23 protein-coding genes and 1 rRNA gene are annotated in these 21928 nt (G+C 70.3%); 9 read left to right on the forward strand and 15 right to left on the reverse strand.

Translation table 11 applies throughout. From position 1 onward, the window contains the following. The first annotated feature begins 120 nt into the window (after window positions 1-120). Window positions 121-237, forward strand: a 5S ribosomal RNA gene (gene rrf, locus G6W55_RS02830). A gap of 73 nt (window positions 238-310) precedes the next feature. Continuing rightward, a complete protein-coding gene (locus G6W55_RS02835; RefSeq protein WP_175519193.1) occupies window positions 311-856 on the forward strand; it encodes a GNAT family N-acetyltransferase in 546 nt (181 codons plus the stop codon). On the opposite strand, the gene G6W55_RS02840 is transcribed toward G6W55_RS02835, so the two are convergent. The 6 genes from G6W55_RS02840 to G6W55_RS02865 all read right to left on the reverse strand — a co-directional run bounded on the left by G6W55_RS02840 (window position 845) and on the right by G6W55_RS02865 (window position 7899). Beyond that, window positions 845-2281: a type IV secretory system conjugative DNA transfer family protein gene (locus tag G6W55_RS02840; RefSeq protein ID WP_175519194.1), complete on the reverse strand. Its 1437-nt coding sequence runs from the start codon at window positions 2279-2281 to the stop codon at window positions 845-847. The genes G6W55_RS02835 and G6W55_RS02840 overlap by 12 nt on opposite strands. Before the next feature lie 30 nt (window positions 2282-2311). Continuing rightward, window positions 2312-3724, reverse strand: a complete 1413-nt coding sequence (locus G6W55_RS02845) for an ATP-binding protein (RefSeq protein ID WP_085211944.1) — start codon at window positions 3722-3724, stop codon at window positions 2312-2314. Window positions 3725-3732: 8 nt separating this feature from the next. Continuing rightward, on the reverse strand, window positions 3733-5283 hold the full coding sequence (locus G6W55_RS02850; RefSeq protein ID WP_175519195.1) for an SCO6880 family protein: 1551 nt from the start codon (window positions 5281-5283) through the stop codon (window positions 3733-3735). Beyond that, window positions 5280-6620, reverse strand: a complete 1341-nt coding sequence (locus G6W55_RS02855; RefSeq protein ID WP_175519196.1) for a hypothetical protein — start codon at window positions 6618-6620, stop codon at window positions 5280-5282. Before G6W55_RS02855 ends, G6W55_RS02850 begins: the two co-directional genes overlap by 4 nt. Further along, window positions 6610-7428: a hypothetical protein gene (locus G6W55_RS02860; protein ID WP_175519197.1), complete on the reverse strand. Its 819-nt coding sequence runs from the start codon at window positions 7426-7428 to the stop codon at window positions 6610-6612. Before G6W55_RS02860 ends, G6W55_RS02855 begins: the two co-directional genes overlap by 11 nt. Window positions 7429-7590: 162 nt before the next feature. Further along, complete coding sequence (locus G6W55_RS02865; protein WP_030795368.1) at window positions 7591-7899, reverse strand: hypothetical protein; 309 nt, start codon at window positions 7897-7899, stop codon at window positions 7591-7593. A 332-nt stretch (window positions 7900-8231) separates the two neighbouring features. On the opposite strand from G6W55_RS02865, the gene G6W55_RS02870 reads away from it, so the two are divergent. Next, complete coding sequence (locus G6W55_RS02870) at window positions 8232-9041, forward strand: GNAT family N-acetyltransferase (protein WP_175519198.1); 810 nt, start codon at window positions 8232-8234, stop codon at window positions 9039-9041. A gap of 7 nt (window positions 9042-9048) precedes the next feature. On the opposite strand, the gene G6W55_RS02875 is transcribed toward G6W55_RS02870, so the two are convergent. Then, entirely contained in the window at window positions 9049-9291 is a 243-nt protein-coding gene (locus G6W55_RS02875) for a DUF397 domain-containing protein (RefSeq protein WP_175519199.1), read from the reverse strand. Window positions 9292-9394: 103 nt separating this feature from the next. On the opposite strand from G6W55_RS02875, the gene G6W55_RS02880 reads away from it, so the two are divergent. After that, window positions 9395-10399 carry a bifunctional lytic transglycosylase/C40 family peptidase gene (locus tag G6W55_RS02880; RefSeq protein ID WP_175519200.1) on the forward strand — a complete coding sequence of 335 codons (1005 nt, stop codon included), beginning with the start codon at window positions 9395-9397 and terminating at the stop codon, window positions 10397-10399. 166 nt (window positions 10400-10565) lie between these two features. Beyond that, the gene (locus G6W55_RS02885; protein WP_175519201.1) at window positions 10566-11273 is read left to right on the forward strand and encodes a phosphatase PAP2 family protein; all 708 of its coding nucleotides are present in this window, start codon (window positions 10566-10568) and stop codon (window positions 11271-11273) included. Window positions 11274-11300: 27 nt separating this feature from the next. On the opposite strand, the gene G6W55_RS02890 is transcribed toward G6W55_RS02885, so the two are convergent. After that, a complete protein-coding gene (locus G6W55_RS02890; RefSeq protein ID WP_175519202.1) occupies window positions 11301-12872 on the reverse strand; it encodes an FAD-binding oxidoreductase in 1572 nt (523 codons plus the stop codon). 179 nt (window positions 12873-13051) lie between these two features. Continuing rightward, window positions 13052-13234: a hypothetical protein gene (locus tag G6W55_RS02895; RefSeq protein ID WP_175519203.1), complete on the reverse strand. Its 183-nt coding sequence runs from the start codon at window positions 13232-13234 to the stop codon at window positions 13052-13054. Between the two features lie 115 nt (window positions 13235-13349). Here G6W55_RS02895 and G6W55_RS02900 point away from each other — a divergent pair, with 115 nt between their 5' ends. Together G6W55_RS02900 and G6W55_RS02905 are read left to right on the forward strand one after the other, a co-directional pair. Continuing rightward, window positions 13350-14225: a hypothetical protein gene (locus tag G6W55_RS02900; RefSeq protein ID WP_175519204.1), complete on the forward strand. Its 876-nt coding sequence runs from the start codon at window positions 13350-13352 to the stop codon at window positions 14223-14225. Between the two features lie 71 nt (window positions 14226-14296). Beyond that, window positions 14297-14491: a hypothetical protein gene (locus G6W55_RS02905; RefSeq protein ID WP_030795352.1), complete on the forward strand. Its 195-nt coding sequence runs from the start codon at window positions 14297-14299 to the stop codon at window positions 14489-14491. Here the strand turns inward: G6W55_RS02905 and G6W55_RS02910 are convergent. After that, the gene (locus G6W55_RS02910) at window positions 14477-14809 is read right to left on the reverse strand and encodes a metal-sensitive transcriptional regulator (protein ID WP_175519205.1); all 333 of its coding nucleotides are present in this window, start codon (window positions 14807-14809) and stop codon (window positions 14477-14479) included. The two genes, G6W55_RS02905 and G6W55_RS02910, sit on opposite strands and share 15 nt — an antisense overlap. Before the next feature lie 215 nt (window positions 14810-15024). Here G6W55_RS02910 and G6W55_RS02915 point away from each other — a divergent pair, with 215 nt between their 5' ends. Both G6W55_RS02915 and G6W55_RS02920 read left to right on the forward strand, forming a co-directional pair. Then, entirely contained in the window at window positions 15025-15645 is a 621-nt protein-coding gene (locus G6W55_RS02915; RefSeq protein ID WP_030795345.1) for a DUF47 domain-containing protein, read from the forward strand. Between the two features lie 7 nt (window positions 15646-15652). Next, window positions 15653-16651: an inorganic phosphate transporter gene (locus G6W55_RS02920; RefSeq protein WP_030795343.1), complete on the forward strand. Its 999-nt coding sequence runs from the start codon at window positions 15653-15655 to the stop codon at window positions 16649-16651. A 353-nt stretch (window positions 16652-17004) separates the two neighbouring features. Here the strand turns inward: G6W55_RS02920 and pstB are convergent, their stop codons facing one another. The 5 genes from pstB to G6W55_RS02945 form a co-directional block, all read right to left on the reverse strand. Next, window positions 17005-17781, reverse strand: a complete 777-nt coding sequence (gene pstB, locus G6W55_RS02925) for a phosphate ABC transporter ATP-binding protein PstB (RefSeq protein WP_030795341.1) — start codon at window positions 17779-17781, stop codon at window positions 17005-17007. A gap of 40 nt (window positions 17782-17821) precedes the next feature. Continuing rightward, complete coding sequence (gene pstA, locus G6W55_RS02930; protein WP_085211923.1) at window positions 17822-18886, reverse strand: phosphate ABC transporter permease PstA; 1065 nt, start codon at window positions 18884-18886, stop codon at window positions 17822-17824. Further along, the gene (gene pstC / locus G6W55_RS02935) at window positions 18883-19902 is read right to left on the reverse strand and encodes a phosphate ABC transporter permease subunit PstC (protein ID WP_175519206.1); all 1020 of its coding nucleotides are present in this window, start codon (window positions 19900-19902) and stop codon (window positions 18883-18885) included. The genes pstA and pstC overlap by 4 nt, the downstream gene beginning before the upstream one ends. 140 nt (window positions 19903-20042) lie before the next feature. Next, on the reverse strand, window positions 20043-21176 hold the full coding sequence (pstS, locus tag G6W55_RS02940; RefSeq protein ID WP_175519207.1) for a phosphate ABC transporter substrate-binding protein PstS: 1134 nt from the start codon (window positions 21174-21176) through the stop codon (window positions 20043-20045). Between the two features lie 310 nt (window positions 21177-21486). Beyond that, window positions 21487-21927 (reverse strand): NUDIX hydrolase, encoded by a 441-nt coding sequence (locus tag G6W55_RS02945; RefSeq protein ID WP_175519208.1) that lies wholly within the window; start codon window positions 21925-21927, stop codon window positions 21487-21489. Between the last annotated feature and the right edge of the window lies 1 nt (window position 21928).

Raw genomic sequence — 21928 nt, forward strand, 5'->3', positions numbered from 1 at the left:
TGACCGGTACTAATAGGCCGAGGGCTTGTCCTCAGTTGCTCGCGTCCACTGTGTTGGTTCTGAAACCACGAACAGCCCCACGTTGCCACATACGGTGCGGCTGGAACAGTTTCATAGTGTTTCGGTGGTCATAGCGTGAGGGAAACGCCCGGTTACATTCCGAACCCGGAAGCTAAGCCTCACAGCGCCGATGGTACTGCAGGGGGGACCCTGTGGGAGAGTAGGACACCGCCGAACAATCATTGTGGGAAACCCCGCACCGTCATGGTGCGGGGTTTTCTGCGTTTACCGGGGTTATTACTGTGACCCCATGAGTGACTTCATAGTGCGGGGTATACAGGCCGGCGAGTGGGAGTCCGTGAAAGCGCTGCGACTGCTGGCGCTCAAGGATCCGGCGGCGCCGCTCGCCTTTCTGGAGACGTACGAGGACGCCGTCGAGCGGCCGGACTCCTTCTGGCAGGAGCGGGCCGCCGGCGCCGGGGAGGGCTCTCGCGGTGCCCGGCAGTTCGTCGCCGTGGCCGGGGACGGGGCCTGGGTGGGCACGGTCACCCTGCTGGTGGAGGAGGCCGGGACGGTCGACTGGGCCGGGTTCGACGTGGAGCGTGGGCAAGGGCATGTCGTCGGGGTGTATGTGCGGCCCGAATGGCGTGGGGGCGCGGTGAGCCGGGGGCTGTTCGACGCCGCGTTGGAGTGGGCCTGGGGGCTGGGGCTCGAGCGGGTGCGGCTCATCGTGCACGAGGACAACGCGCCGGCGTTGGCCGCGTACCGGCGGATGGGGTTTGTGGCCAGTGGGGTGACCGTGGCGCTCGGGGAAGGGGAGCCCGAGTCCGAGTTGGAGCTGGTGCTAGAGCGGTAGGTCGTGGTGGGGCCAGCGGGACTTGGCCTGTTCGCGGGAGCGGAGGAGGGCGAGGGTGGGCAGGCCCTGGTCGGCTCCGGAGGCGAGGAGGTCCGGGAGCTGGGGGAGAGGGGCCACGGCCGCGATGTCGTCCAGGACCAGGGTCAGTGGTGGGTCGAGGCGACCGGAGGATGACCGTTCGGCCATGCGCCGGCCGCGCTCGACCACGCTGGAGACGAGGGCCGTGAGGAGCGGCATCGCGCCGGGATGCGTCCTGGGGTCCTCGATGGATTCGCCGACCACGTAAAGACTGCCCCCTTCGTCCACGAAGGAATCCAAGGCGAGGGCATCAGTTCGGTTTGGAGTGCATGCCTCGCGGAGGTTGACGACGGAGAGGGCGGAGAGTGCCCGGGTCGTCAGTTCGTGGGCGATGTCGCGGCGTTCGGGGTGGGCGGTCAGGGCGGCTTCGAGTTCGCCGGCCGAGCCGGGGGCCGCCTTGGGGTGGGTGCGCAGGGTGCGGACCGCCTCCTGGACGCCGGTGCCCTGGCACCAGCGGTGGACGTGGCGGATGGTGCGGCCGTCGAGGGCGGCGGCGTGCAGGTAGCTGCGCAGCAGGGTTTCGGCGGTGTCGTTGACCGCCTGGTCGAGGCGGGCCGTCGGCTTCACCGGGGTCAGGAGCGCGGTGGCGCGGGCGGCGGCCGTCGGCTTGTCCTCACAGCCCGTGGTCGGGGACCAGTGGAGGCGGGACGGGGTGTCGCAGAGGTGGGCGGGGTCGTAGAGGTGGACCGGGCCCAGTTTGGCGCGGGCGTCCTTGGTGTCCTGCCAGAGGGTGGGGTCGGACGTGACGACCAGGGTGGCGCCCTCGGCGTCCTGGATGGCCTGGACGGCAGGGGATCTGCGGTCGGCGGGCGGGGCGAAGTGGACGGCGCCGACGGGCCGTTCGACGGTGAGGGGAGGAGCGGCGGGGGCCGGGATCGACGGGGTCGAGGGGATCGACGGGATCGCCTCGACGGGGAGGCGTTCCGTCGCCGTAGGGGCGGGCTCCGGGGGCGGCGGGGTGTCGTAGGCGCCGGCCTTCTTGCGGGCGCGGACCGCCTTCCAGCGGGCCAGGGTGCCCATGGTGAAGATGGCCAGGACCAGGAGGATCATCAACTGGCCGATGAGCAGGCCCCAGAAGAGGCCGTAGCCGGACAGGGAGCCGGGGGGAGTGTCCGGCCAGGCGGCCGGGAGGTCGCGGGGGGCCGAGACGAGGTGGCGCATGGCCAGGGGGGTGCGGGTGAAGCTGAGCCCCTCCGGCCAGGCGCCGTGCGCCAGGAGGGCGGCCAGGCCCGCCGCGGTCCAGGTCAGCAGGGTGATGCCGAGCAGGAACGCGATGATGCCGATCAGCAGGCCGTCGGGGACGCCGCCGCCCTGGCCGCCGTCGTGCCGGTTCTCACCCGGTCTCATCGCACCGCACTCCCTGTCTGCCCGCGCCGCCTACGCCACCGTGGATTCCGAGTCGCCCAGGTGCTGTTCCATGAAGGCCGCAGCCCGCTCCTCCTGTTCGAGTTCCGCGGCGCGCAGGGCGTCGGAGGTCAGGCGGTCGGCCGAGGACTCCGTCATCGCGCGGTCCGTGAAGACCAGGGGGCGTTCGGTCTCCGTGACCAGGTGTTTGACGACCTGGACATTGCCGTTGACGTCCCAGACGGCGATGCCGGGGGTCAGCGTGGGGATGATCTCCACCGCCCAGCGGGGCAGGCCGAGGACGCGGCCGGTGGCCCGTGCCTCGTCGGCCTTCTGGGCGTAGATCGTCCTGGTGGAGGCCATCTTCAGGATCGCCGCCGCCTCCTTCGCGGCCGCTCCGTCCACCACGTCCGAGAGATGGTGGACCACCGCCACGAAGGACAGGCCGAGGCGCCGGCCGAACTTCAGCAGACGCTGGAAGAGCTGGGCGACGAAGGGGCTGTTGATGATGTGCCATGCCTCCTCGACCAGGAAGATGCGCTTCTTCCGGTCGGGGCGGATCCAGGTGTGCTCCAGCCAGACGCCGACGATCGCCATCAGGATGGGCATGGCGATGGAGTTGCGGTCGATGTGCGAGAGGTCGAAGACGATCAGGGGCGCGTCGAGGTCGATGCCGACCGTGGTCGGGCCGTCGAACATGCCGCGCAGGTCGCCGTCGACGAGGCGGTCCAGGACCAGGGCGACGTCCAGGCCCCAGGCGCGTACGTCGTCTATGGCGACGTTCATCGCCTCGGCCGACTCGGGCTCGGGGTGGCGGAGTTGCTCCACGATGTCCATCAGGACCGGCTGGCGTTCGACGATCGTCTCGTTGACGTAGGCGTGCGCGACCTTCAGGGCGAAGCCGGAGCGTTCGTCCAGGCCGTGGCCCATCGCCACCTCGATGATCGTACGCAGCAGCGCGAGCTGGCCCGTGGTGGTGATCGACGGGTCCAGGGGGTTGAGGCGGATGCCGTGGTCCAGGGCGGCCATCGGGTCCAGGCGGATGGGAGTTATTCCCAGCGCCTGCGCGATGAGGTTCCATTCGCCGACGCCGTCCTCGCCCTGGGCGTCCAGGACGACGACCTGGCGGTCGCGGAAGCGGAGCTGGCGCAGGACGTACGTCTTCTCCAGCGCCGACTTGCCGTTGCCGGACTCGCCGAGGACCAGCCAGTGCGGGGCCGGGAGCTGCTGGCCGTAGAGCTGGAAGGGGTCGTAGATGTAGCCCTTGCCGGAGTACACCTCGCGGCCGATGATGACGCCGGAGTCGCCGAGGCCGGGGGCGGCCGTGGGCAGGTAGACCGCCTGGGCCTGGCCGGTGGAGGTGCGGACGGGCAGCCGGGTCGTCTCGACCTTGCCGAAGAGGAAGGCCGTGAAGGCGTCGGTGAGGACGGACAGCGGGTCCCGCATGTGAAGCCCTACCTTCGGATGCCGGTGGCGAACGGGAGCGTGTTCACGAACGCGCGGTGGTGCTCACGGTCGCACCACTCCAGCTTCAGGTACGACTTGCCCGCGGACGCCCTTATCGTGCGCTTGTCGCGGGCGAGGGCCTCGGGGTTCCGGGAGGAGACGGTGATGTAGCCGACCAGGTTGACGCCGGCGGCGCCGGAGGCCAGGTCCTCGCCCCGCTGGTCGAGGCGGGAGTGGGCGGCGACGTCGCGGGGGTCGACGGTGCGGTTCATCTTGGCGGCGCGGCTGGCCTCGGCCTCGTCGTTGGTCTTCTCGGTGAGCATGCGCTCGATGGCGACCTCGGTGGGTTCGAGGTCCATCGTGACGGCGACGGTGCGGATGACGTCCGGGGTGTGGACGAGGAGCGGGGCCAGGAAGTTCACGCCGACGGGGGTCATGGGCCACTCCTTGACCCAGGCCGTGGCGTGGCACCAGGGGGCGCGGGTGGCGGACTCGCGGGTCTTGGCCTGGAGGAACGTGGGCTCCATGGCGTCGAGTTCGGCCGGCCAGGCGTTGCGCCGGGTCATCGCCTGGATGTGGTCGATGGGGTGGTCCGGGTCGTACATGGAGTGGATGAGCGAGGCGAGGCGGCCCTGGCCGAGGGGCTGGCGGACGCGGATGTCCGCCTCCTGGAGCCGGGAGCAGATGTCGGTGAGTTCGCGGGCCATGACGACGGCGAGGCCGGCGTCGCGGTCCAGCTTGCGGCCGGCCTGGGGGCGGGCGGCGCGGGCCATGGCGTGGGCCTCGGCGGCCAGTTCGCGGTTGTAGTGCATGCAGGCGACGAGGTAGGCGCGGTGCTGCTCGCTGCTCGTCGACACCATGGACTGGAGCTGGTCGTACGACGTCTGGAGCCAGGGCAGGGCCTTGTCGTCGCCGCGCTGGGCGACGTCCTTGGCGTGGGCGTCGGGGTCGGCGGGCAGGGTGCGGGCGAGCATCTGGAGGCGGGTGACGAATCCGTCGCCGTTGGCCACGTGCTTGAGGAGCGTGCCGAAGCGGTCGACCAGGGCCTCCTGGTCCTCGCTGTCGCGCAGGCCGACGCCGGGGCCCTCGATCTCGATGGCGGCGGTGACCGTACGGCGGTCCGCGTGCAGGAGTACGGCGATCTCGTCGGGGCCGAAGGGGGCGGCCAGCCAACTGATGCGGCCGATGCCCGGCGGCGGGCCGACCTCGATCTCCTCGCCGCCGATACGGGTGCCGGCCTCCATGACGCCGGAGCGGTAGGCGGTGCCGCGGCGCAGGCTGCGCTTGTAACTGCGGTTGATCTCGAACCACTTGTAGAACGTGCGGTGCTTGTACGGCACGTAGACCGCGGCGAGCGCGATCAGCGGGAAGCCGGTCAGCAGCACGATGCGCAGTGAGAGGACGGGGACGAGGAGTCCGCACATCATGCCGAGGAAGGCGCCGGCGATGATCAGGGCGATCTCGCCGGTCTCGCGGTTGCGGCCGACGATCGCGTTCGGCCGGGCGCGGCCGATCAGATAAGTGCGGCGGGGCGAGATCGCGTGGGACTCGGTCGTCAACGCCCTTCACCTCCCGTGCGGTTGTTGCGGGTGTTGCCTGCGTGCGGGGTGTTGACCGTGCCGCTCGTGCGGGGTGCGGGTGCGGCGGAGGGGACAGATCCGCCGCCTCCGTTCGAGGTGCGCGAGCTGTGCGCGGCGACGCCTCCGGAGGCCGGGTTGGCGGGGCGGGGGCCACTGGAGGTGGTTCCGCCGCCGTTGTTGTCGGCGCGGGTGCTGTGGGTCTTGATGCCCTGGGCGACGAGGGTCGCGGGGGAGCTGATGACGGCGGCGGCCTTGCTCTCGGCGCCCTGCATGATGCGGTTGTTGCGGGAGCCGGCGATCTCGTCGCCGAAGCCGGGGACGAAGCGGTAGATCATCGCGCTGGCGAAGATGGCGAGCAGGATGATGGAGAGGCCGGAGACGACGGCGGAGAAGGCGTTGGGTCCGTCGTCGGCGGAGAGGGCGCCGGCCAGGCCGAGGACGATCACGATGACCGGTTTGACCAGGATGACGGCGATCATGATGCCGGCCCAGCGGCGGACGTGGCTCCACAGGTTCTTGTCGACCAGGCCGGCGTAGACGACGGTGCCGAGGAGGGCGCCGACGTAGAGGAGCGCGGCGCGGATGACCAGCTCGAGCCAGAGGACGCCGGCGGCGAGGATGCTGACCAGGGAGACGACGATCAGCATGATCGGGCCGCCGCCGATGTTCTCGCCCTTCTCCAGGGCGGCGGAGAAGGTGCCGAAGAAGGTGTCGGTCTGGTCGCCGGTGGTCTTCGCGAGGACCTCGGTGATGCCGTCGGTGGCGGAGACGACGGTGTAGAGGATCAGGGGGGTGAAGGCGGAGGCGAGGACGGTCAGCCAGAGGAAGCCGACGGCTTCGCCGATGGCGGTGGGCAGGGGGACGCCGCGGACCGCCCGCTTGGCCACGGCGAGCAGCCAGAGCAGGAGGGTGAGGACGGTGGAGGCGGCGAAGACGACGGCGTACTGCTGGAGGAAGCGGGGGTTGGTGAAGTCGACGTTCGCCGTCTCCTTCACCGCCTCACTGAGCTTCTTGACGGTCCACGCGGCGGCCTCGGCGCAGCCCTTCGCCAGGGAGGAGAGGGGGTCGAGGGTGTCGGAGACGGTGGGGTTCTGGGTGGTGCCGGGGCTGGTGTTGCCGCGCTCGCAGTACTTCTTGGCCTCGCCCGGGATCAGGCTGCAATCCACGGTGTTGCTGGGGGCGGGCGTCGGTGAGCCCGACGGGGACGGGTCGGGTGTCGGGGCCGCGTAGGCGCGGGTGGCCAGCAGCACGGCGGTGGTCTGGACGGCCGTGACGACTCCGGCGAGCCTGAGCAGGCGGTGCGGGTTACCGGGCATACGTGAACCCTCCGTACTCCTCGATGGCCTTGCTGATCTCGTCGGAGGTGGCGGCCTGGTCGTCGCCGGGGACCGGGGCGGGGCCGTTGCGCTGGGTGTCGGCGGCGATCTTCCAGTCGCCGTCGGCCCAGTTGAGGTCGAACGTCCAGGTCTTCCAGGACGAGGTGACCGGGTCGGTCGAGGTGGTGCCGGACATGCCGATCAGGCCGAGGTACCAGACGGCGACCTTGGCGGTGGTGTCCGAGTACGCCTCGACGGTGGTGCCCACGGGGACGACGCGGGAGACGAAGGTGTTGCCCTTGGGGGCGTCGCCCTCGGGGTCGAGTCCCATCTTGGCGAGGAAGTCGGCCGAGTACGCCTGGTCCATGGCGCCCTGGAGCTTCGCCGCCGCGTCGGTGGTGTAGACGGTGTCGACGAGGCTGTGTCTGCTGTCCTTCTTGAACATGCCGGTCGAGCCCAGCGCCACCGCGTAGTTGGCGGCCGCGGACTGGGCGCCCTGCTCGGTCCGGGCGAACCCGGACGGGATACCGGCCTGCTTCGATTCCACCGGCTTCGTGCCCGACGGGGCCGTCGACTTCGCGTTCGGCTTGTTCGCTTGCTGGGGTGTGTCGGAGGCCGAGGTGTCGTCTCCGCCGCGGTTCGCGAAGGCGATGGCCGCGATGAGGAGGACGAAGACGCCGACGACCGTGACCAGGCTGCGGGACGAGGAGCGGGCGGGGCGGCGGGCGCCGCCGTAGGGGTCGGTCTCGGGGAGGCGCAGGCGGGTGCCCGTGCGCTCGCCGTAGTCGTGTTCGTCGCCGGGAGTCATGCCGCGAACGCCCCCTCGCTGCCGTACCGGAACGCGTAGGAGTACGACGGTAGCCGTGCTGGTTCCCGCGCGGGCGCGGTGTGGTGACTCGACATCAGGGAGACGCAACCTCAGCCGGTGGGCGCGACGGGTGGGTGGGAGTGCGGGGGCCGGGGAGCCGGGCTAGATGGCCATGCCGTACACGATCGTGAACAGGGTGCCGAGCGATCCGATGATGAAGACGCCCGTCAGGCCGGCGATGATGAGGCCCTTGCCCTGTTCCGCGCTGAAGGTGTCCCGGAGGGCCGTGGCGCCGATGCGCTGTTTGGCCGCGCCCCAGACGGCGATGCCCAGGCAGAGCAGGATGGCCACGGCCATCACCACCTGGATCATCGTCTTCGCCTCGTTGCCCAGGCTGCCGAAGGGGCCCCAGTCGGGAGCGATCCCGCCGATGATGGTGTTGATGTCGCCTTTGTCGGCCGCGAACAGCATGTAAGTCACCGCCCCTGGTGGGTAGTTCCGCGTGTCCCCTGCGGTGTGCAGAGGTCAGGACTCATTGTCGCCGACAATGCCGCCGTCTCATGTCGACTTGGCGCCATTGATGAGCGGGATTCGTATGAATGTCTCGTACGGTCACTCTGTGTATCACGGCCGGTCACGCCGGGCAATGAGGCCGGAGCGGAACCTTGGTGTGGTTCCGTCGTTGACCCACTTCACGGCCCTGTTCCGCTTCTGACGGCTGGTCGGGTGAGGCCGGTCTTCCTGTTCTCCGATGGTCTCATGGTGGCGATGGGCGCACGGCGAGTGAGGGGGCGTCAGGGACGATGAGGGGTGCCGAACAGCCCGTGCTGGGGCCGGTGGTGCGGGGACTGGAGCTGCGGCCCTGGCGGGCGGCGGACGCGGGGGCGCTGGTCGCGGCCGCGGGGGATCCCGCGATCCGGAAGTGGAACCTGCTGACCGTCGCCGACCTCGCCGCCGCCGAGCTGCGCATCGCGCGTATGAGCGAGCGGTGGCGGTCCGGGACCGGCGCGGTCTGGGCCCTGGCGCCGGTGGACGGCGGGGACGTCGTCGGGCTGGCCGGGTGGAACGACGTCGATCTCGCGGGCGGGAGTGCGGAGATCGTGTACTGGCTGCTGCCGCCGGCCCGGGGACGCGGCCTCGCCGTCCCCGTGGTGGAACGACTGACCCGCTGGGCCTTCGACGACCTCGGCCTGCACCGCCTGCGCCTGTGCCACTCCGTGTCCAACGAACCGTCCTGCCGGGTGGCGTCGAAGGCGGGCTACGCCTACGAGGGCACCATGCGGGGCGCACTACTGCACGAGGACGGCTGGCACGACCAGCATCTGCATGCGGTGGTGCGCGGGGATGTGTGGGGTCGCGAGCATCGGGTCGCGGCGGCGGTCGAGGCCGCCCGGCCCGGCTGGGAGGCGTCCCGGGACCCCGACCGGCTCCAGCAGTGGCTGAAGGACCGCGGCTGCCACGGGGCCGAGGCGGTCCTGGTCACCAGGGCCCTGCTGGGGTGTTCGCTCGCGGAGGCCGGGCGGGCCTTCTTCTCGGCGCCCTGCCGACGGGCCGAGAGGGACTTCCAGGGGCGGTTTCTGGACGCCCTGGACGGGGACGGCGGTGGTCCGTGACGCCGGGTCAGGTCAGGTCCACGCCCTCCACGAAGTGGTCGAACTCTCCTGCTCGGACGCCCAGGACGAAGGCGTCCCACTTGCGGCGGTTCGTCGTGACGATGTTGTCCGGGGCGTCGGTGACGCGGATGTGGACCGGGGTCTCGGGGTCGTCGCCCTCGCCGAAGGCGACCTCGAACCAGGGGCCGGGGCCGGTCGCCTCCGGCGGGGCGGCGCGGATCCAGGTGAGGTCCTGGGGGACGTCGGACATCGGCGGGGCCTCCTCGGCGTGAAAACGGCGCTCTGCGGTCTCCGTGCACGAACTTATACGCCTCTACACTGACCGGGGCGGACTCACGGGCGGCGAGGGGCGGTTGACGGTGCGTAAGGCGTGGATCGTGGGGACGGCCGCCGTCGGAGCCGGGGCCGCCTTCATGATGGTGCTTGTCATCGGCGTGTACCTGGTCGCCGGGAACGTCACGGGCGGAGTCGGCGGCGTCACGACGCTCGCCAAGGGTGCCGTGCCCGCCGCGTACCAGAACCTCGTGCAGAAGTGGGGCAATCTCTGCCCCGCCATCAACCCCGCGCTGCTCGCCGCCCAGCTCTACCAGGAGAGCGGCTTCAACCCGAAGGCGCAGAGCCCGGCGGCCGCGCAGGGGATAGCGCAGTTCATCCCCGGCACCTGGGCCACGCACGGCATCGACGGCGACGGCGACGGCGACCGTGACGTCTGGGACCCCGACGACGCGATCCCGTCGGCCGCGTCGTACGACTGCCAGCTCGCCTCGTACGTGAAGGACGTACCCGGGGACGCGACCAGGAACATGCTCGCCGCCTACAACGCGGGGGCCTACGCGGTCATCAAGCACGGGGGCGTGCCGCCGTACCGGGAGACCCAGAACTACGTGAAGACGATCACGACCCTGGAGGAGTCCTTCGCGGCCCCGGTGACCCGGGTCGACCCCTCCGAGCAGGCGGCGGGGGCGATTTACTTTGCGCAGAAGAAGCTGGGGACGCCCTATTTGTGGGGTGGGAATGGCACTGCCGATCAGGGTGGGCGGTTCGACTGTTCCGGGCTGACCAAGGCTGCCTATGAGAGCGTGGGGATCACGCTGCCCCGGGTGGCCAACGATCAGTACAACGCCGGGCCGCATCCCTCCCGGGACGAACTCCTTCCCGGTGATCTGGTGTTCTTCTCGCCGGATCCCACAAATTCCCGCGCCATCGATCACGTGGGCATCTACGTCGGTGGCGGGTACATGATCGACGCTCCGTACACGGGCGCCGTCATCCGGTTCGACCCGATCGACACCCGTAAGTACTTCGGCGCCACCCGGGTGACCGAAGATGGCGCGAAAGCGCTCCCCACGACCGTCTGACAGGGACCGTCTCCGCCCCCCTGAGCTGCGGTGATGTATCTCTCTTCGATAACGTCTGCGTGATCATTCGATGGAGAGCGGAACGTATCGACGGGGGTCGTGCGTTCCTGTGGGGACAGGCGCACGCGAGCGCCGCGCACGATCATGACGAAGGGGCCGCAGCACCATGGCTGGACTCGCCGACTCCGGGTCGAACCCCGACGTCGACCTGCTCTACGACATCAACGGGCTCGCGAAGGACGCGCCGCACTGGCTGGACCGGGTCGTGGAGTTCGTCGGCGAGTACGGACTGCTGTTCGCCATGATCCTGATGATCATGTGGTGCTGGTGGACCGTGCGCCGCCGGCCCGGCGGGGTCGAGGAGGCCGCGTCCTCCGTCGCCGCGCTGGTGTGGGCCCCGCTCGCCGCCGCCGTCGCCGTGGTCGTCAATGTGCCGATCCGCGGGTTCGTGGAGCGGCCCCGGCCCTTCCTCGACCATCAGGGCCTGGAAGTGCTGGTCTCCGGGAAGACCGACTACTCCTTCGTCAGCGACCACGCCACCATCACCATGGCCATGGCGGTCGCGCTGTTCGTCGCCAACCGGAAGTTCGGACTCGTCGGTCTCGGGATAGCCCTGCTCGAAGGGTTCTGCCGGGTCTACATGGGCGTGCACTACCCGACGGACGTCATCGGCGGCTTCGCCCTCGGTACGGCCGTCGCCCTGCTGCTGTCGCCGTTCGCCTCGATGCTGCTCACCCCGCTGCTGAAGGCCGTCGACCGGTCGCCGCGGCTCGGCTGGGCGGTGCGCAGCAAGGAGGCCCGTGCCGGTGCCCGGGACGCGGTGGTCCCGGGGGCGCGGCGGTCGGCGAGCAGGGAGCGGGACCTCGCGGCGTAGGCCGGGGGAGGCGGCCGTGAGGGTGTCTCAGAGGGCCTGCGGGTAGCTGAAGAAGCCCTGCGGGTCGTACTGCCGCTTGAGCTGGGTCAGGCGCGGGAGGGCGTCGCCGTAGTACGCCTTGCGCCAGTTCGTCAGTGTCGGGTCGGCGTAGTTCTGGTAGGCGGCGCCCGAGGCGTACGGGCCCATCGCCTTGTGCGCCCTGGTCAGCCAGGACTGGGCCGCCGTGCCCGCCGAACCGGCTCCCCAGGACGCGATGTACTGGGCGAGCATGCGCGAGCGGCGGTGGACGAACGCCGTGGCCGTCGGGGAGACCCGGTTGACGGCGCCGCCGAGCGCGGTGAGTGCGATGCTGCCCGCGCCGCCCTGCACCGCGGTGATCTGCTTGAGCAGGGTCTGGATGCCGGCCGCCGACAGGGAGCGGTCGAAGAAGTCCGAGCGGGCCGCGTACGTCTCGCGGCCCAGCTTGCCCTGCGGGGTGCGGCCCGGGGTCGAGCCCGGCAGATGGCACTGGGCGTCGGTGGCGAAGGACGAGCAGCCGGCGTAGACCTCCATCGCCTCCTCGTAGGAGCGGCGGCGCAGGGACACGCTCGACGCCGGGGCGCCCACCCGGTCCGCCAGCCGGTCCACGGCGTTCTTCAGGCCGCCGTACGTGCCGATGCTGAACGCGGCGACCGAGACCGTGGGGGTGCGGCCGGGCGAGGCGGAGACATGGAGCGAGGACCAGATCTCGTCGGGCTGGGCGGGACCCCACTCCTGCCACGCCTTCACCACCGCGGCCGCCTTCGCCCAGGGCCAGGTGAGATAGCCGGTGACGGCCTGGGGCGCGGGGTGGGTCCTGAACTGAAGCTCGGTGACGACGCCGAAGTTGCCGTTGCCCGCGCCGCGCAGCGCCCAGAACAGGTCCTTGTTCTGGGTGGCGTCGGCGACGAGCTGCTTGCCGTCCGCCGTGACGATCGTGGCCCGGGTGAGGCTGTCGCAGGTCAGGCCGTAGGCGCGGGAGACCACGCCGTGGCCGCCGCCGAGCACCAGGCCCGAGACGCCGACCGTGGGGCAGGAGCCCGCCGGGATCGTCACGCCCTTGGCGGCGAGCGCCCGGTAGACGTCGATCAGCTTCGCCCCGGCGCCGACCACGGCCGAACTCCCGCTCGCCCGTACCTTGTTGAGCTTGGAGACGTCGACGATCAGGCGGCCGTCCCCGGAGGACCAACCGCCGTAGGAGTGGCCGCCGTTGCGGATCGCGACCTTCGTGCGGTGGGCGCGGGCGTACGCCAGGACGGTGCGGATGTCGTCGGTGTGGGCGACGTAGGCCACGGCGGCCGGCTTGAGGGTGTCGAAGCGGGTGTTGTAGAGCTTGCGGGCGGTGTTCCAGGAGGCGTCGCCGGGGCGGATCAGCGGGCCGTCCAAGTCGCGTGCGAGCGCGGACCAGTTGGCGGCCGCGGAGACGCCGGTGGTGATCAGGGTCGGGGACGCGGCCGGGGTGCCGGGGCGGGGAGCGGAGTCGTCCGTGGTGCCTCCCGTGTCGTCGCCGCCCGTGCAGGCGGTCGTGGTGAGCGCCGCGAGGGCGGCGGTGCCGCCCGCGATGAACGTACGCCGTTGCATGTCTCGCGCCTTCCGTCGGCCTGTCGGCTCGTCTGTCGGCCACCGGGGGCCTCGTCCTGCGAGACGGGGTCTCGGAAGGGCGGGTTCCGCCGGCGGCCGGGCGGTGACGGAACGGTGACGTCGGTCGGGGGTGGCGGTGGAGTCGGCGGCGGTGGGTGGAGCGGGGTGCGCCGGGGTGCTCAGCCGCCGAGGTGGTCCGCGGCGTCGGCTCTCGCCAGGCTGCGCGCCCTGCGGGCCGGTCCGCGCCAGCCGCAGGTGCACCGGGCCACACAGAAGCGGCCCTGTTCGACGGTCGTGGTGAGGTGTTCCCTGTCGTGCTCCCCGTCGGAGAGGGGAGGGGCCGAACCGTCCTGCTGTGTCACGACGACAACGTTACCGGCCCCGGGCGCGCGTGACGGGGGCACGTACCCGTCGTTATCCGGAACGACGGGGACCTCCGGGCCCCCTGACGGACGGATCGGTCGAGGCAGGCGGGCGATGGCGCAGCGGTGGCACAGTCGAAGGGGTGCGGTGGTCGTCGTCGCGGGCCTGGTGGCCGGGGTCTGCACGGGGGCGGGCGGATGCTCCGCGGGGGGCTCCGACACCGAGGACGGCCGGGCGGGAGACCCGGTGCCGCTGCTGCACCGGGCCGCCGACACGTTGGTGCGGGCGGGCACGTCCAAGGCGCGCACCTCGATGGAGATGGCCACCGGCGGCACCCGGGTCACCATCCGCGGCCAAGGGGTCTACGACTATCGCCGCCAGCTCGGCGAGCTGAAGGTGCTGCTGCCGCAGGACCCGGCGGGCACCGTCGAGCACCGGCCGATCACCGAACTCCTCGCGCCCGGCGCGCTGTTCATGAAGAACCGGGGCGCGGGGGTGCCCGAGGACAAGTGGGTGCGGGTGGAGACGGCGACCCTGTCCGACGGGAATCTGGTGACCGGCGGGGCCACCGACCCGTTCGCCGCGGCCGAGGTGCTGCGCGGGACGCGCACGGCGACGTACGTGGGGCGGACCGAGGTGGCCGGGACGCCGGTGCGGCACTACCGCGGGACGGCGGACCTGGCGCTGGCCGCCGAGGGGGCCTCCGAGGGGGGCCGGGGGCCGCTGCGGGCGGCGGCGAAAGGGTTCGCCACGGCGCGGGTGCCGTTCGACGTGTACCTCGACGACGAGGGGCGCATCCGCAAGGTCCGGCACCGGTTCAGCTTTGTCAACGGACGGCAGGAGAAGGCGGTGGCGGTGGCCTCCACGACCCTGCTCTACGACTTCGGGGCCGCCGTCGACGTACGGCTGCCGGCGTCCGAGGACATCTACGCCGGGCGGATCGCGGAGGACACCGGGGGCGGTGAGGCCGCCGCGGGGGGCAAGGACTAGCCCGTCCGTGCCATGCGCGCGATGTATACCGCTCCCTACTCTAGGAAGCCGGTGACGGCAGAGACGAGGTGATGCGCGTGGCTCCGGTCGGCGGTACGGCAGTTCAGGACCACGTGGCCCTCGCCGAGATCGAGCTGTGCGGGGAGCTGATCATCGCGGCCTCGGCGGCCGAGGAGCGGCTCAGCCTGGAGAGCATCGACCAGGTGCTGCGGGTCGGGGAGGAACGGGCGGCCGCGGCACGGCCCACCGGGTCAGGTGCGCAGTAGCCGGCCGATCGCCTTCGTGGCCTCCTCGACCTTCGCGTCGATCTCCTCGCCGCCCTTGACGGCCGCGTCGGCGACGCAGTGGCGCAGGTGCTCCTCCAGCAGTTGCAGCGCGAACGACTGAAGCGCTTTGGTGGAGGCGGACACCTGGGTGAGTATGTCGATGCAGTAGGTGTCCTCGTCGACCATGCGCTGGAGACCGCGGATCTGGCCCTCGATCCGCCGCAGGCGTTTGAGGTGCTCGTCCTTCTGCTTGTGGTAGCCGTGTGTGGCGTGCGTCTCGGCGGTCGGTGCGCCCTCGGTGACCTCGGTCGTCGTCATCGCGTCCTCCCGTTTCGGACATATACCCCTGCCGGGTATATCGTAACGAACTTTGCGGGTAGAGGGCCCGTGAGAACTCCGTGACCGCCCCCGTGCTGATCACTGTGCCTGATGGGCGACACTGGGGGACGGCCCGATAGCCACGGTCGGATGGTGCGCCTAGCATCAACCTGGCCACCAGCTTGACCGAAACCGATCCATTCCGAGGACCTCACGTGCGCTTTCGTCTGACCCCCAGGGAGACGAGCTTCTACGACATGTTCGCCGCATCCGCGGACAACATCGTCACGGGCTCCAAGCTCCTGATGGAACTGCTCGGGGCGGACTCGTCCGGCCGGGCCGAGATCGCAGAGCGTATGCGGGCCGCGGAACACGCCGGTGACGACGCCACGCACGCGATCTTCCACCAGCTCAACTCCTCCTTCATCACGCCGTTCGACCGCGAGGACATCTACTCCCTGGCGTCCTCCCTCGACGACATCATGGACTTCATGGAGGAGGCCGTCGACCTGGTCGTCCTCTACAACGTCGAGGAGCTGCCCAAGGGCGTCGAGCAGCAGATCGAGGTGCTGGCGCGGGCGGCCGAGCTGACCGCCGAGGCGATGCCGAACCTGCGGACGATGCAGAACCTCACCGAGTACTGGATCGAGGTCAACCGGCTGGAGAACCAGGCCGACCAGATCCACCGCAAGCTGCTGGCGCACCTGTTCAACGGCAAGTACGACGCGATCGAGGTGCTGAAGCTCAAGCAGATCGTGGACGTGCTGGAAGAAGCGGCCGACGCGTTCGAGCACGTGGCGAACACGGTGGAGACCATCGCCGTCAAGGAGTCCTGAACCTTTCATGGACACCCTTGCACTGGTCGTGACCGTCGGGGTCGCGCTCTTCTTCACGTACACGAACGGTTTCCACGACTCGGCGAACGCCATCGCCACCTCGGTGTCGACGCGCGCGCTCACGCCGCGGGCCGCGCTCGCGATGGCCGCGGTGATGAACCTCGCCGGCGCGTTCATGGGGTCCGGGGTCGCCAAGACGGTCAGCGAGGGGCTGATCGAGACGCCCGAGGGGTCGAAGGGGATGGGGATCCTCTTCGCCGCGCTGGTCGGCGCGATCACCTGGAACCTCATCACCTGGTACTTCGGGCTGCCCTCGTCGTCGTCGCACGCGCTGTTCGGCGGGATGGTGGGGGCGGCGCTGGCGGGGGGTACGACGGTCTACTGGAGCGGCGTCCTGGAGAAAGTCGTCATTCCGATGTTCCTGTCGCCGCTGGTGGGTCTGATCGTCGGCTATCTGGTGATGACCGCGATCCTGTGGCTGTTCCGGCGGGCCAATCCGCACAAGGCGAAGCGTGGCTTCCGGATCGCGCAGACCGTCTCCGCGGCGGGGATGGCGCTCGGGCACGGTCTTCAGGACGCGCAGAAGACGATGGGCATCGTGGTGATGGCGCTCGTCATCGCGGACGTCGAGGACTACGGCGACCCGATCCCGGTGTGGGTGAAGATCGTCTGTGCGGTGATGCTGTCCGCGGGGACGTACGCCGGGGGGTGGCGGATCATGCGGACGCTGGGGCGGAAGATCATCGAGCTGGATCCGCCGCAGGGGTTCGCTGCGGAGACGACGGGGGCGTCGATCATGTTCACGACGGCGTTTCTGTTCAAGGCGCCGATCTCCACGACGCATGTGATCACCTCGGCGATCATGGGTGTGGGGGCGACGAAGCGGATCAATGCGGTGCGGTGGGGTGTCGCGAAGAACATCGTGCTCGGGTGGTTCATCACGATGCCGGCGGCTGCGGTGGTCGCTGCGCTGTCGTTCTGGGTCGTGAATCTGGCGTTCCTGTAGCCGACGCCACGGGCTCCGCCCCGGGCCCCGTTGGCTGAGAGGCGCCGTCGCGGGGCTGCGCCCCGGACCCCATGTTTCCCACCCACCCACCCGTCTCGGTCGGATGAAGAGGTACCGACTTGGTTGGGATGGGGAGGCCCCCGTCTCGGTTGGGGTGGGGAGGCGTCCGTCTCGGTTGGATGGGGAGGCCCCCGACTTGGTTGGGGTGGGGAGGCACCCGTCTCGGTTGGGTGGGGAGGCCCGTCTCGGTGGACAAGAAGTGCCCGAGAGCCACGCGTGTGGGCCCGCCCCCGGAGTGGGGGCGGGCCCTTTTGCGCCTCGCGGTGGCACCGCCATGCAGCACCGCGAGGGGTCTAGCCGAAGCGGCCCGAGATGTAGTCCTCCGTGGCCTGGACGGACGGGTTGGAGAAGATGCGCTCCGTGTCGTCGATCTCGATCAGCTTGCCGGGACGGCCGACGGCCGCCAGGTTGAAGAAGGCCGTGCGGTCGGAGACCCGGGCCGCCTGCTGCATGTTGTGCGTCACGATGACGATCGTGAAGCGTTCCTTCAGCTCGCCGATCAGGTCCTCGATGGCGAGCGTGGAGATCGGGTCCAGGGCCGAGCAGGGCTCGTCCATGAGCAGCACCTTCGGCTCGACCGCGATGGCGCGCGCGATGCACAGCCGCTGCTGCTGGCCGCCCGACAGACCGGAGCCCGGCTTGTTGAGGCGGTCCTTGACCTCGTTCCAGAGGTTCGCGCCCTTCAGGGACCGCTCCACGACCTCGGACAGCTCGCTCTTCTTGTAGCTGCCGTTGAGGCGCAGGCCCGCCGCCACGTTGTCGAAGATCGACATGGTGGGGAAGGGGTTGGGACGCTGGAAGACCATGCCGATCTCGCGGCGGACCGACACCGGGTCCACCCCCGCGCCGTACAGGTCCTCGTCGTCGAGGAGCACCTTGCCCTCGACCCGGCCGCCGGACGTCACCTCGTGCATACGGTTCAGCGTGCGCAGGAACGTCGACTTGCCGCAGCCGGACGGCCCGATGAACGCCGTCACCGAACGCGGCTCCACTGTCATCGAGATGTCCTCGATCGCCTTGTGGGCGCCGTAGTACGCGGTCAGTCCGCTTACGTCGATTCGCTTGGCCATGGTTACTTCTTCACTTCCAGTCTCGGTCGCCGAGGCCGCGTCAGCGACCGGTCTTCGGGGCCTTCCAGCGGGCTATGCCGCGGGCCACCATGTTGAGGATCATCACGAAGGCGATCAGCGTGAGCGAGGCCGCCCAGGCACGGTCGTAGGCCGCCGTCGAACCCGCGCTCTGCGAGTACTGCTGGTAGATGTAGAGCGGCAGCGACGCCTGCGCCCCTTCGAAGGGGTTGTTGTTGATGAAGGGGTTGCCGAAGACCAGCAGCAGGACGGGGGCCGTCTCACCCGCGATGCGGGCGACCGACAGCATCACACCGGTGATGATGCCGCCGATCGAGGTCGGGACCACCACCTTGAGGATGGTGCGCCACTTCGGGACACCGAGCGCCAGGCTCGCCTCGCGCAGTTCGTTCGGGACGAGCTTCAGCATCTCCTCGGTCGAGCGTACGACCACCGGCATCATCAGGATCGCCAGGGCGAGGGAGCCGGCGAAGCCGAAGGGCTGCATGTCGAACATCAGCATCAGGCTGAGGATGAACAGGCCCGCGACGATCGACGGGATGCCCGTCATGACGTCGACGAAGAAGGTGACCGCCTTCGCCAGGCCGCCGCGGCCGTACTCGACCAGGTAGATCGCCGTCAGGATGCCGATCGGGGCGCCGATCAGGGTGGCGAGGCCGACCTGCTCCAGGCTGCCGATGATGGCGTGGTAGATGCCGCCGCCCGGCTCGGAGTCGGCGACCACGCCCATGGAGTGGGTCAGGAAGTAGACGTCCAGGACCTTCACGCCGCGGACGATCGTCGTCCACAGCAGGGAGACCAGCGGGACGACGGCCAGCACGAACGCGACCCAGACCAGCGAGGTCGCGATGCGGTCCTTGGCCTGGCGGCGGCCCTCCACCTTCGCGGCGATGCCGTAGGTGCCGAGGACGAAGAGGAGGCCGGCGATCAGGCCCCACTGGACCCGGCTGTGCAGTCCGGCGGCCAGGCCGATGCCGACGGCCACGGCGATGGCGCCGGCCGCGATCGCCCACGGCGACCACTTCGGGAGGCTCGCGCCGCGCAGCGTGCTGGGGCGCTTGTCGGAGACGGTTGCTGCGTGGCTCATGCGTTGGCCCCCGAGTACTCCTTGCGGCGGGCGATGATCATGCGTGCCGCGCCGTTGACCAGCAGGGTGATGACGAACAGGACCAGACCGGAGGCGATGAGCGCGTCACGGCCGAACTCCGTCGCCTCGTTGAACTTGCTGGCGATGTTCTGGGCGAAGGTGCCGCCGCCGGGGTTCAGCAGGCTGGCGTGGATGTCGAAGTCGGGGGAGAGGACGGTGGCCACGGCCATCGTCTCGCCGAGCGCGCGGCCGAGACCGAGCATCGAGGCCGAGATCACTCCGGAGCGGCCGAAGGGGATCACCGCCATGCGGACGACCTCCCAGCGGGTGGCGCCGAGCGCCAGGGCCGCCTCCTCGTGCATCTGCGGGACCTGCCGGAACACCTCACGGCTGACGTTGGTGATGATCGGCAGGATCATGATGGCCAGCAGGATGCCGACGGTGAGCATCGAGCGCGGGGCGCCCTCGTCCCAGGAGAAGACGCCGGTCCAGCCGAAGAAGTCGTTCAGCCAGCCGAACAGGCCGTCCAGGTACGGCACCAGCACCAGGGCGCCCCACAGGCCGTACACGATGGACGGGACCGCGGCGAGCAGGTCGACCACGTAGGCGACCGGACCGCTCAGCCTGCGGGGGGCGTAATGGGTGATGAACAGCGCGATGGCGACCGCGACCGGGACCGCGATGACCATGGCGATGACCGACGAGACGACGGTGCCGAAGGCCAGGACCGCGATGCCGAACTTCGGCGGGACCAGGCCGGTGTTCCACTCGAAGGTGGTCAGGAAGTTCGCGTCGTCCTCGCTGATCGCGAGGTAGGCGCGGTAGGTCAGGAAGACCGCGATCGCGGCCATGATCGCGAGCAGCAGGATGCCCGAGCCGCGCGAGAGGCCGAGGAAGATCCGGTCGCCGGGGCGGGTGGCGCCGCGGGCCGTGCGCTTCTGCTCGGCCGTCGGTGCCGGGGGGATGTTCGTGCCGGGCACGTCGTCCGCGCCCGTCCTCTTCGTTGATATGTCCATGGGGGTCTCCGGTCTGCGGAGCCGTCCGCGGATGGATCGGGCGGCTCGGGCGGGGCCGACGACGGACGGCCCCTGGCGGCGGTGCACCGGACGGGTGCGGTCCGGACCGGGTCACCCCGGCGCCGGACCGCACCATCGGACTAGCTCAGGCCCTCGATGGTGGTGCGGACCTTGCTAATGATGGCGTCGGGGATCGGCGCGTAGTCGATGCCCGAGAGGATGCCCTGGCCCTGCTCGCTGGCGATGTAGCGCAGGAACGCCTTGGTGGCGGGGAGGGTCTCGGCCTTGTTGCCCTTGTCGCAGGCGATCTCGTACGTGACCAGGGTGATCGGGTAGGCGCCCTCGGCCTTGGTCGTGTAGTCGAGCTTCAGCGACAGGTCGTTGCCGGTGCCGACGACCTGGGCGGCGGCGACGGCCTTGGTGGCGCCGTCGGAGGACGCCTTGACCGGGGCGGCGGCGCCGGTGTCGATGGAGACGGTGCCGAGGCCGTCCTTGGCGTAGGACAGCTCCATGTAGCCGATCGCGCCGTTGGTCTGCTTGACGCCCTGGGCGACACCGGAGGAGCCGGCCGCGGACTGGCCGCCCTTGGCCTGCCACGCCTTGCCGCCCTCGTACTTCCAGTTGTCGGGGGTGGCGGCGATCAGGTACTTGGTGAAGTTGTCCGTGGTGCCGGACTCGTCCGAGCGGTGGTACGGCTGGATCTTGAGGTCGGGCAGCTTCGCGTCGGGGTTGAGCTTCGCGATGGCGGCGTCGTTCCAGTTGGTGATCTTGCCGTCGAAGATCTTGGCGATGGTCGGGGCGTCGAGCACCAGGTCGTCCACGCCGGAGACGTTGTAGGCGACCGCGATCGGGCCGGCCACCATCGGCAGGTCGATGCCCTGGCCGTCGGTGCAGACCTTCTTGGAGGCGGTGACCTCTTCCGGCTTCAGCGCGGAGTCGGAGCCGGCGAAGGCGACGGTGCCCTGGGTGAACGCGGTGACACCGGCGCCCGAGCCGGAGCCCTTGTAGTTGACCTGGACGCCGTTGCAGGCCTGGGTGAAGTTCTTGACCCAGGCGTCGATCGCGTTCTTCTGCGCGGAGGAGCCGTCGGCGAGGAGCTGGCCCTTGGCGTCGTCGCACTTGATGTCACCGGCGGCGGCGGTCGCGGCCGCGCTGGTGCCGCTGTCGCCGGCGGCGCCGGTGTCGTCGGAGCCGCACGCCGTGAGGGCCAGGGCGCCGGAGACGGCGAGAGCACCGAGGGTGAGGGCCCGCCGGTTCATGCGCTGAAGCTTCACTTGAGGGAGATCCTTCCAGGAGCCGCCGTCCTGAATCCGGCGGCGTGCGAAGTTCATGGGTGGCGGGCGGCGTCCGTCCGGGTCCTCCGTCTGGTCGCTGTCCTGCCGGTAAGGCCGAAATTAGGCAGAACAGGTGAAGGCGCCTATGGGCGTGAATGAACGGCGGGTGAACCCGTGGGGAAGTGCCGGTGAGGTCACGGAACGCTCACGCGGAGGACACGGGGCGGTTCCGGGGCGGTGGGGGGAAGAGGGTGCCGAGGGGGCGGACCGGAGGGGGATCCGAGGCGGATCGGGCCCTGGGCCCAGGGCGTCAGGCCCGGTGGAGCGCGGTCAGCAGGGCGTCGACGAGGTCGCGGTCCCTGGGCTGGGTGAGGCGGGTGCGGGCGGAGGACGGGGGGAGCCAGAGGAGGCGGTCCACCTCGTCGTTGGGGGTGAAGGTGCCGGAGACGGCCTCGGCCGCCCAGTAGCGGACCTGCTTGGGGCGGCCGTTCGCCTCGTACTCCAGGGTGGGCAGGCCGGTCCCCGGTGCCGCTCCGTACCCGGTCTCCTCGGCCACCTCGCGCAGGGCACCGGCGAGCGGATCCTCGCCCCGCTTGAGCTTGCCCTTGGGGTGTGACCAGTCGTCGTACTTCGGTCGGTGGACCAGGCACACCTCCAGTTCACCGTCTACCGGCGAACGGCGCCACAGGACGCAGCCGGCCGCCTGCACGGGCGTCTCGGGGGTCTCGGGGGTCGCGTTGGGGGTACTCACT

The sequence above is a fragment of the Streptomyces sp. CAI-85 genome, from assembly GCF_013363615.1.
GTDB classification, from domain to species: Bacteria; Actinomycetota; Actinomycetes; order Streptomycetales; family Streptomycetaceae; genus Streptomyces; species Streptomyces antibioticus_B.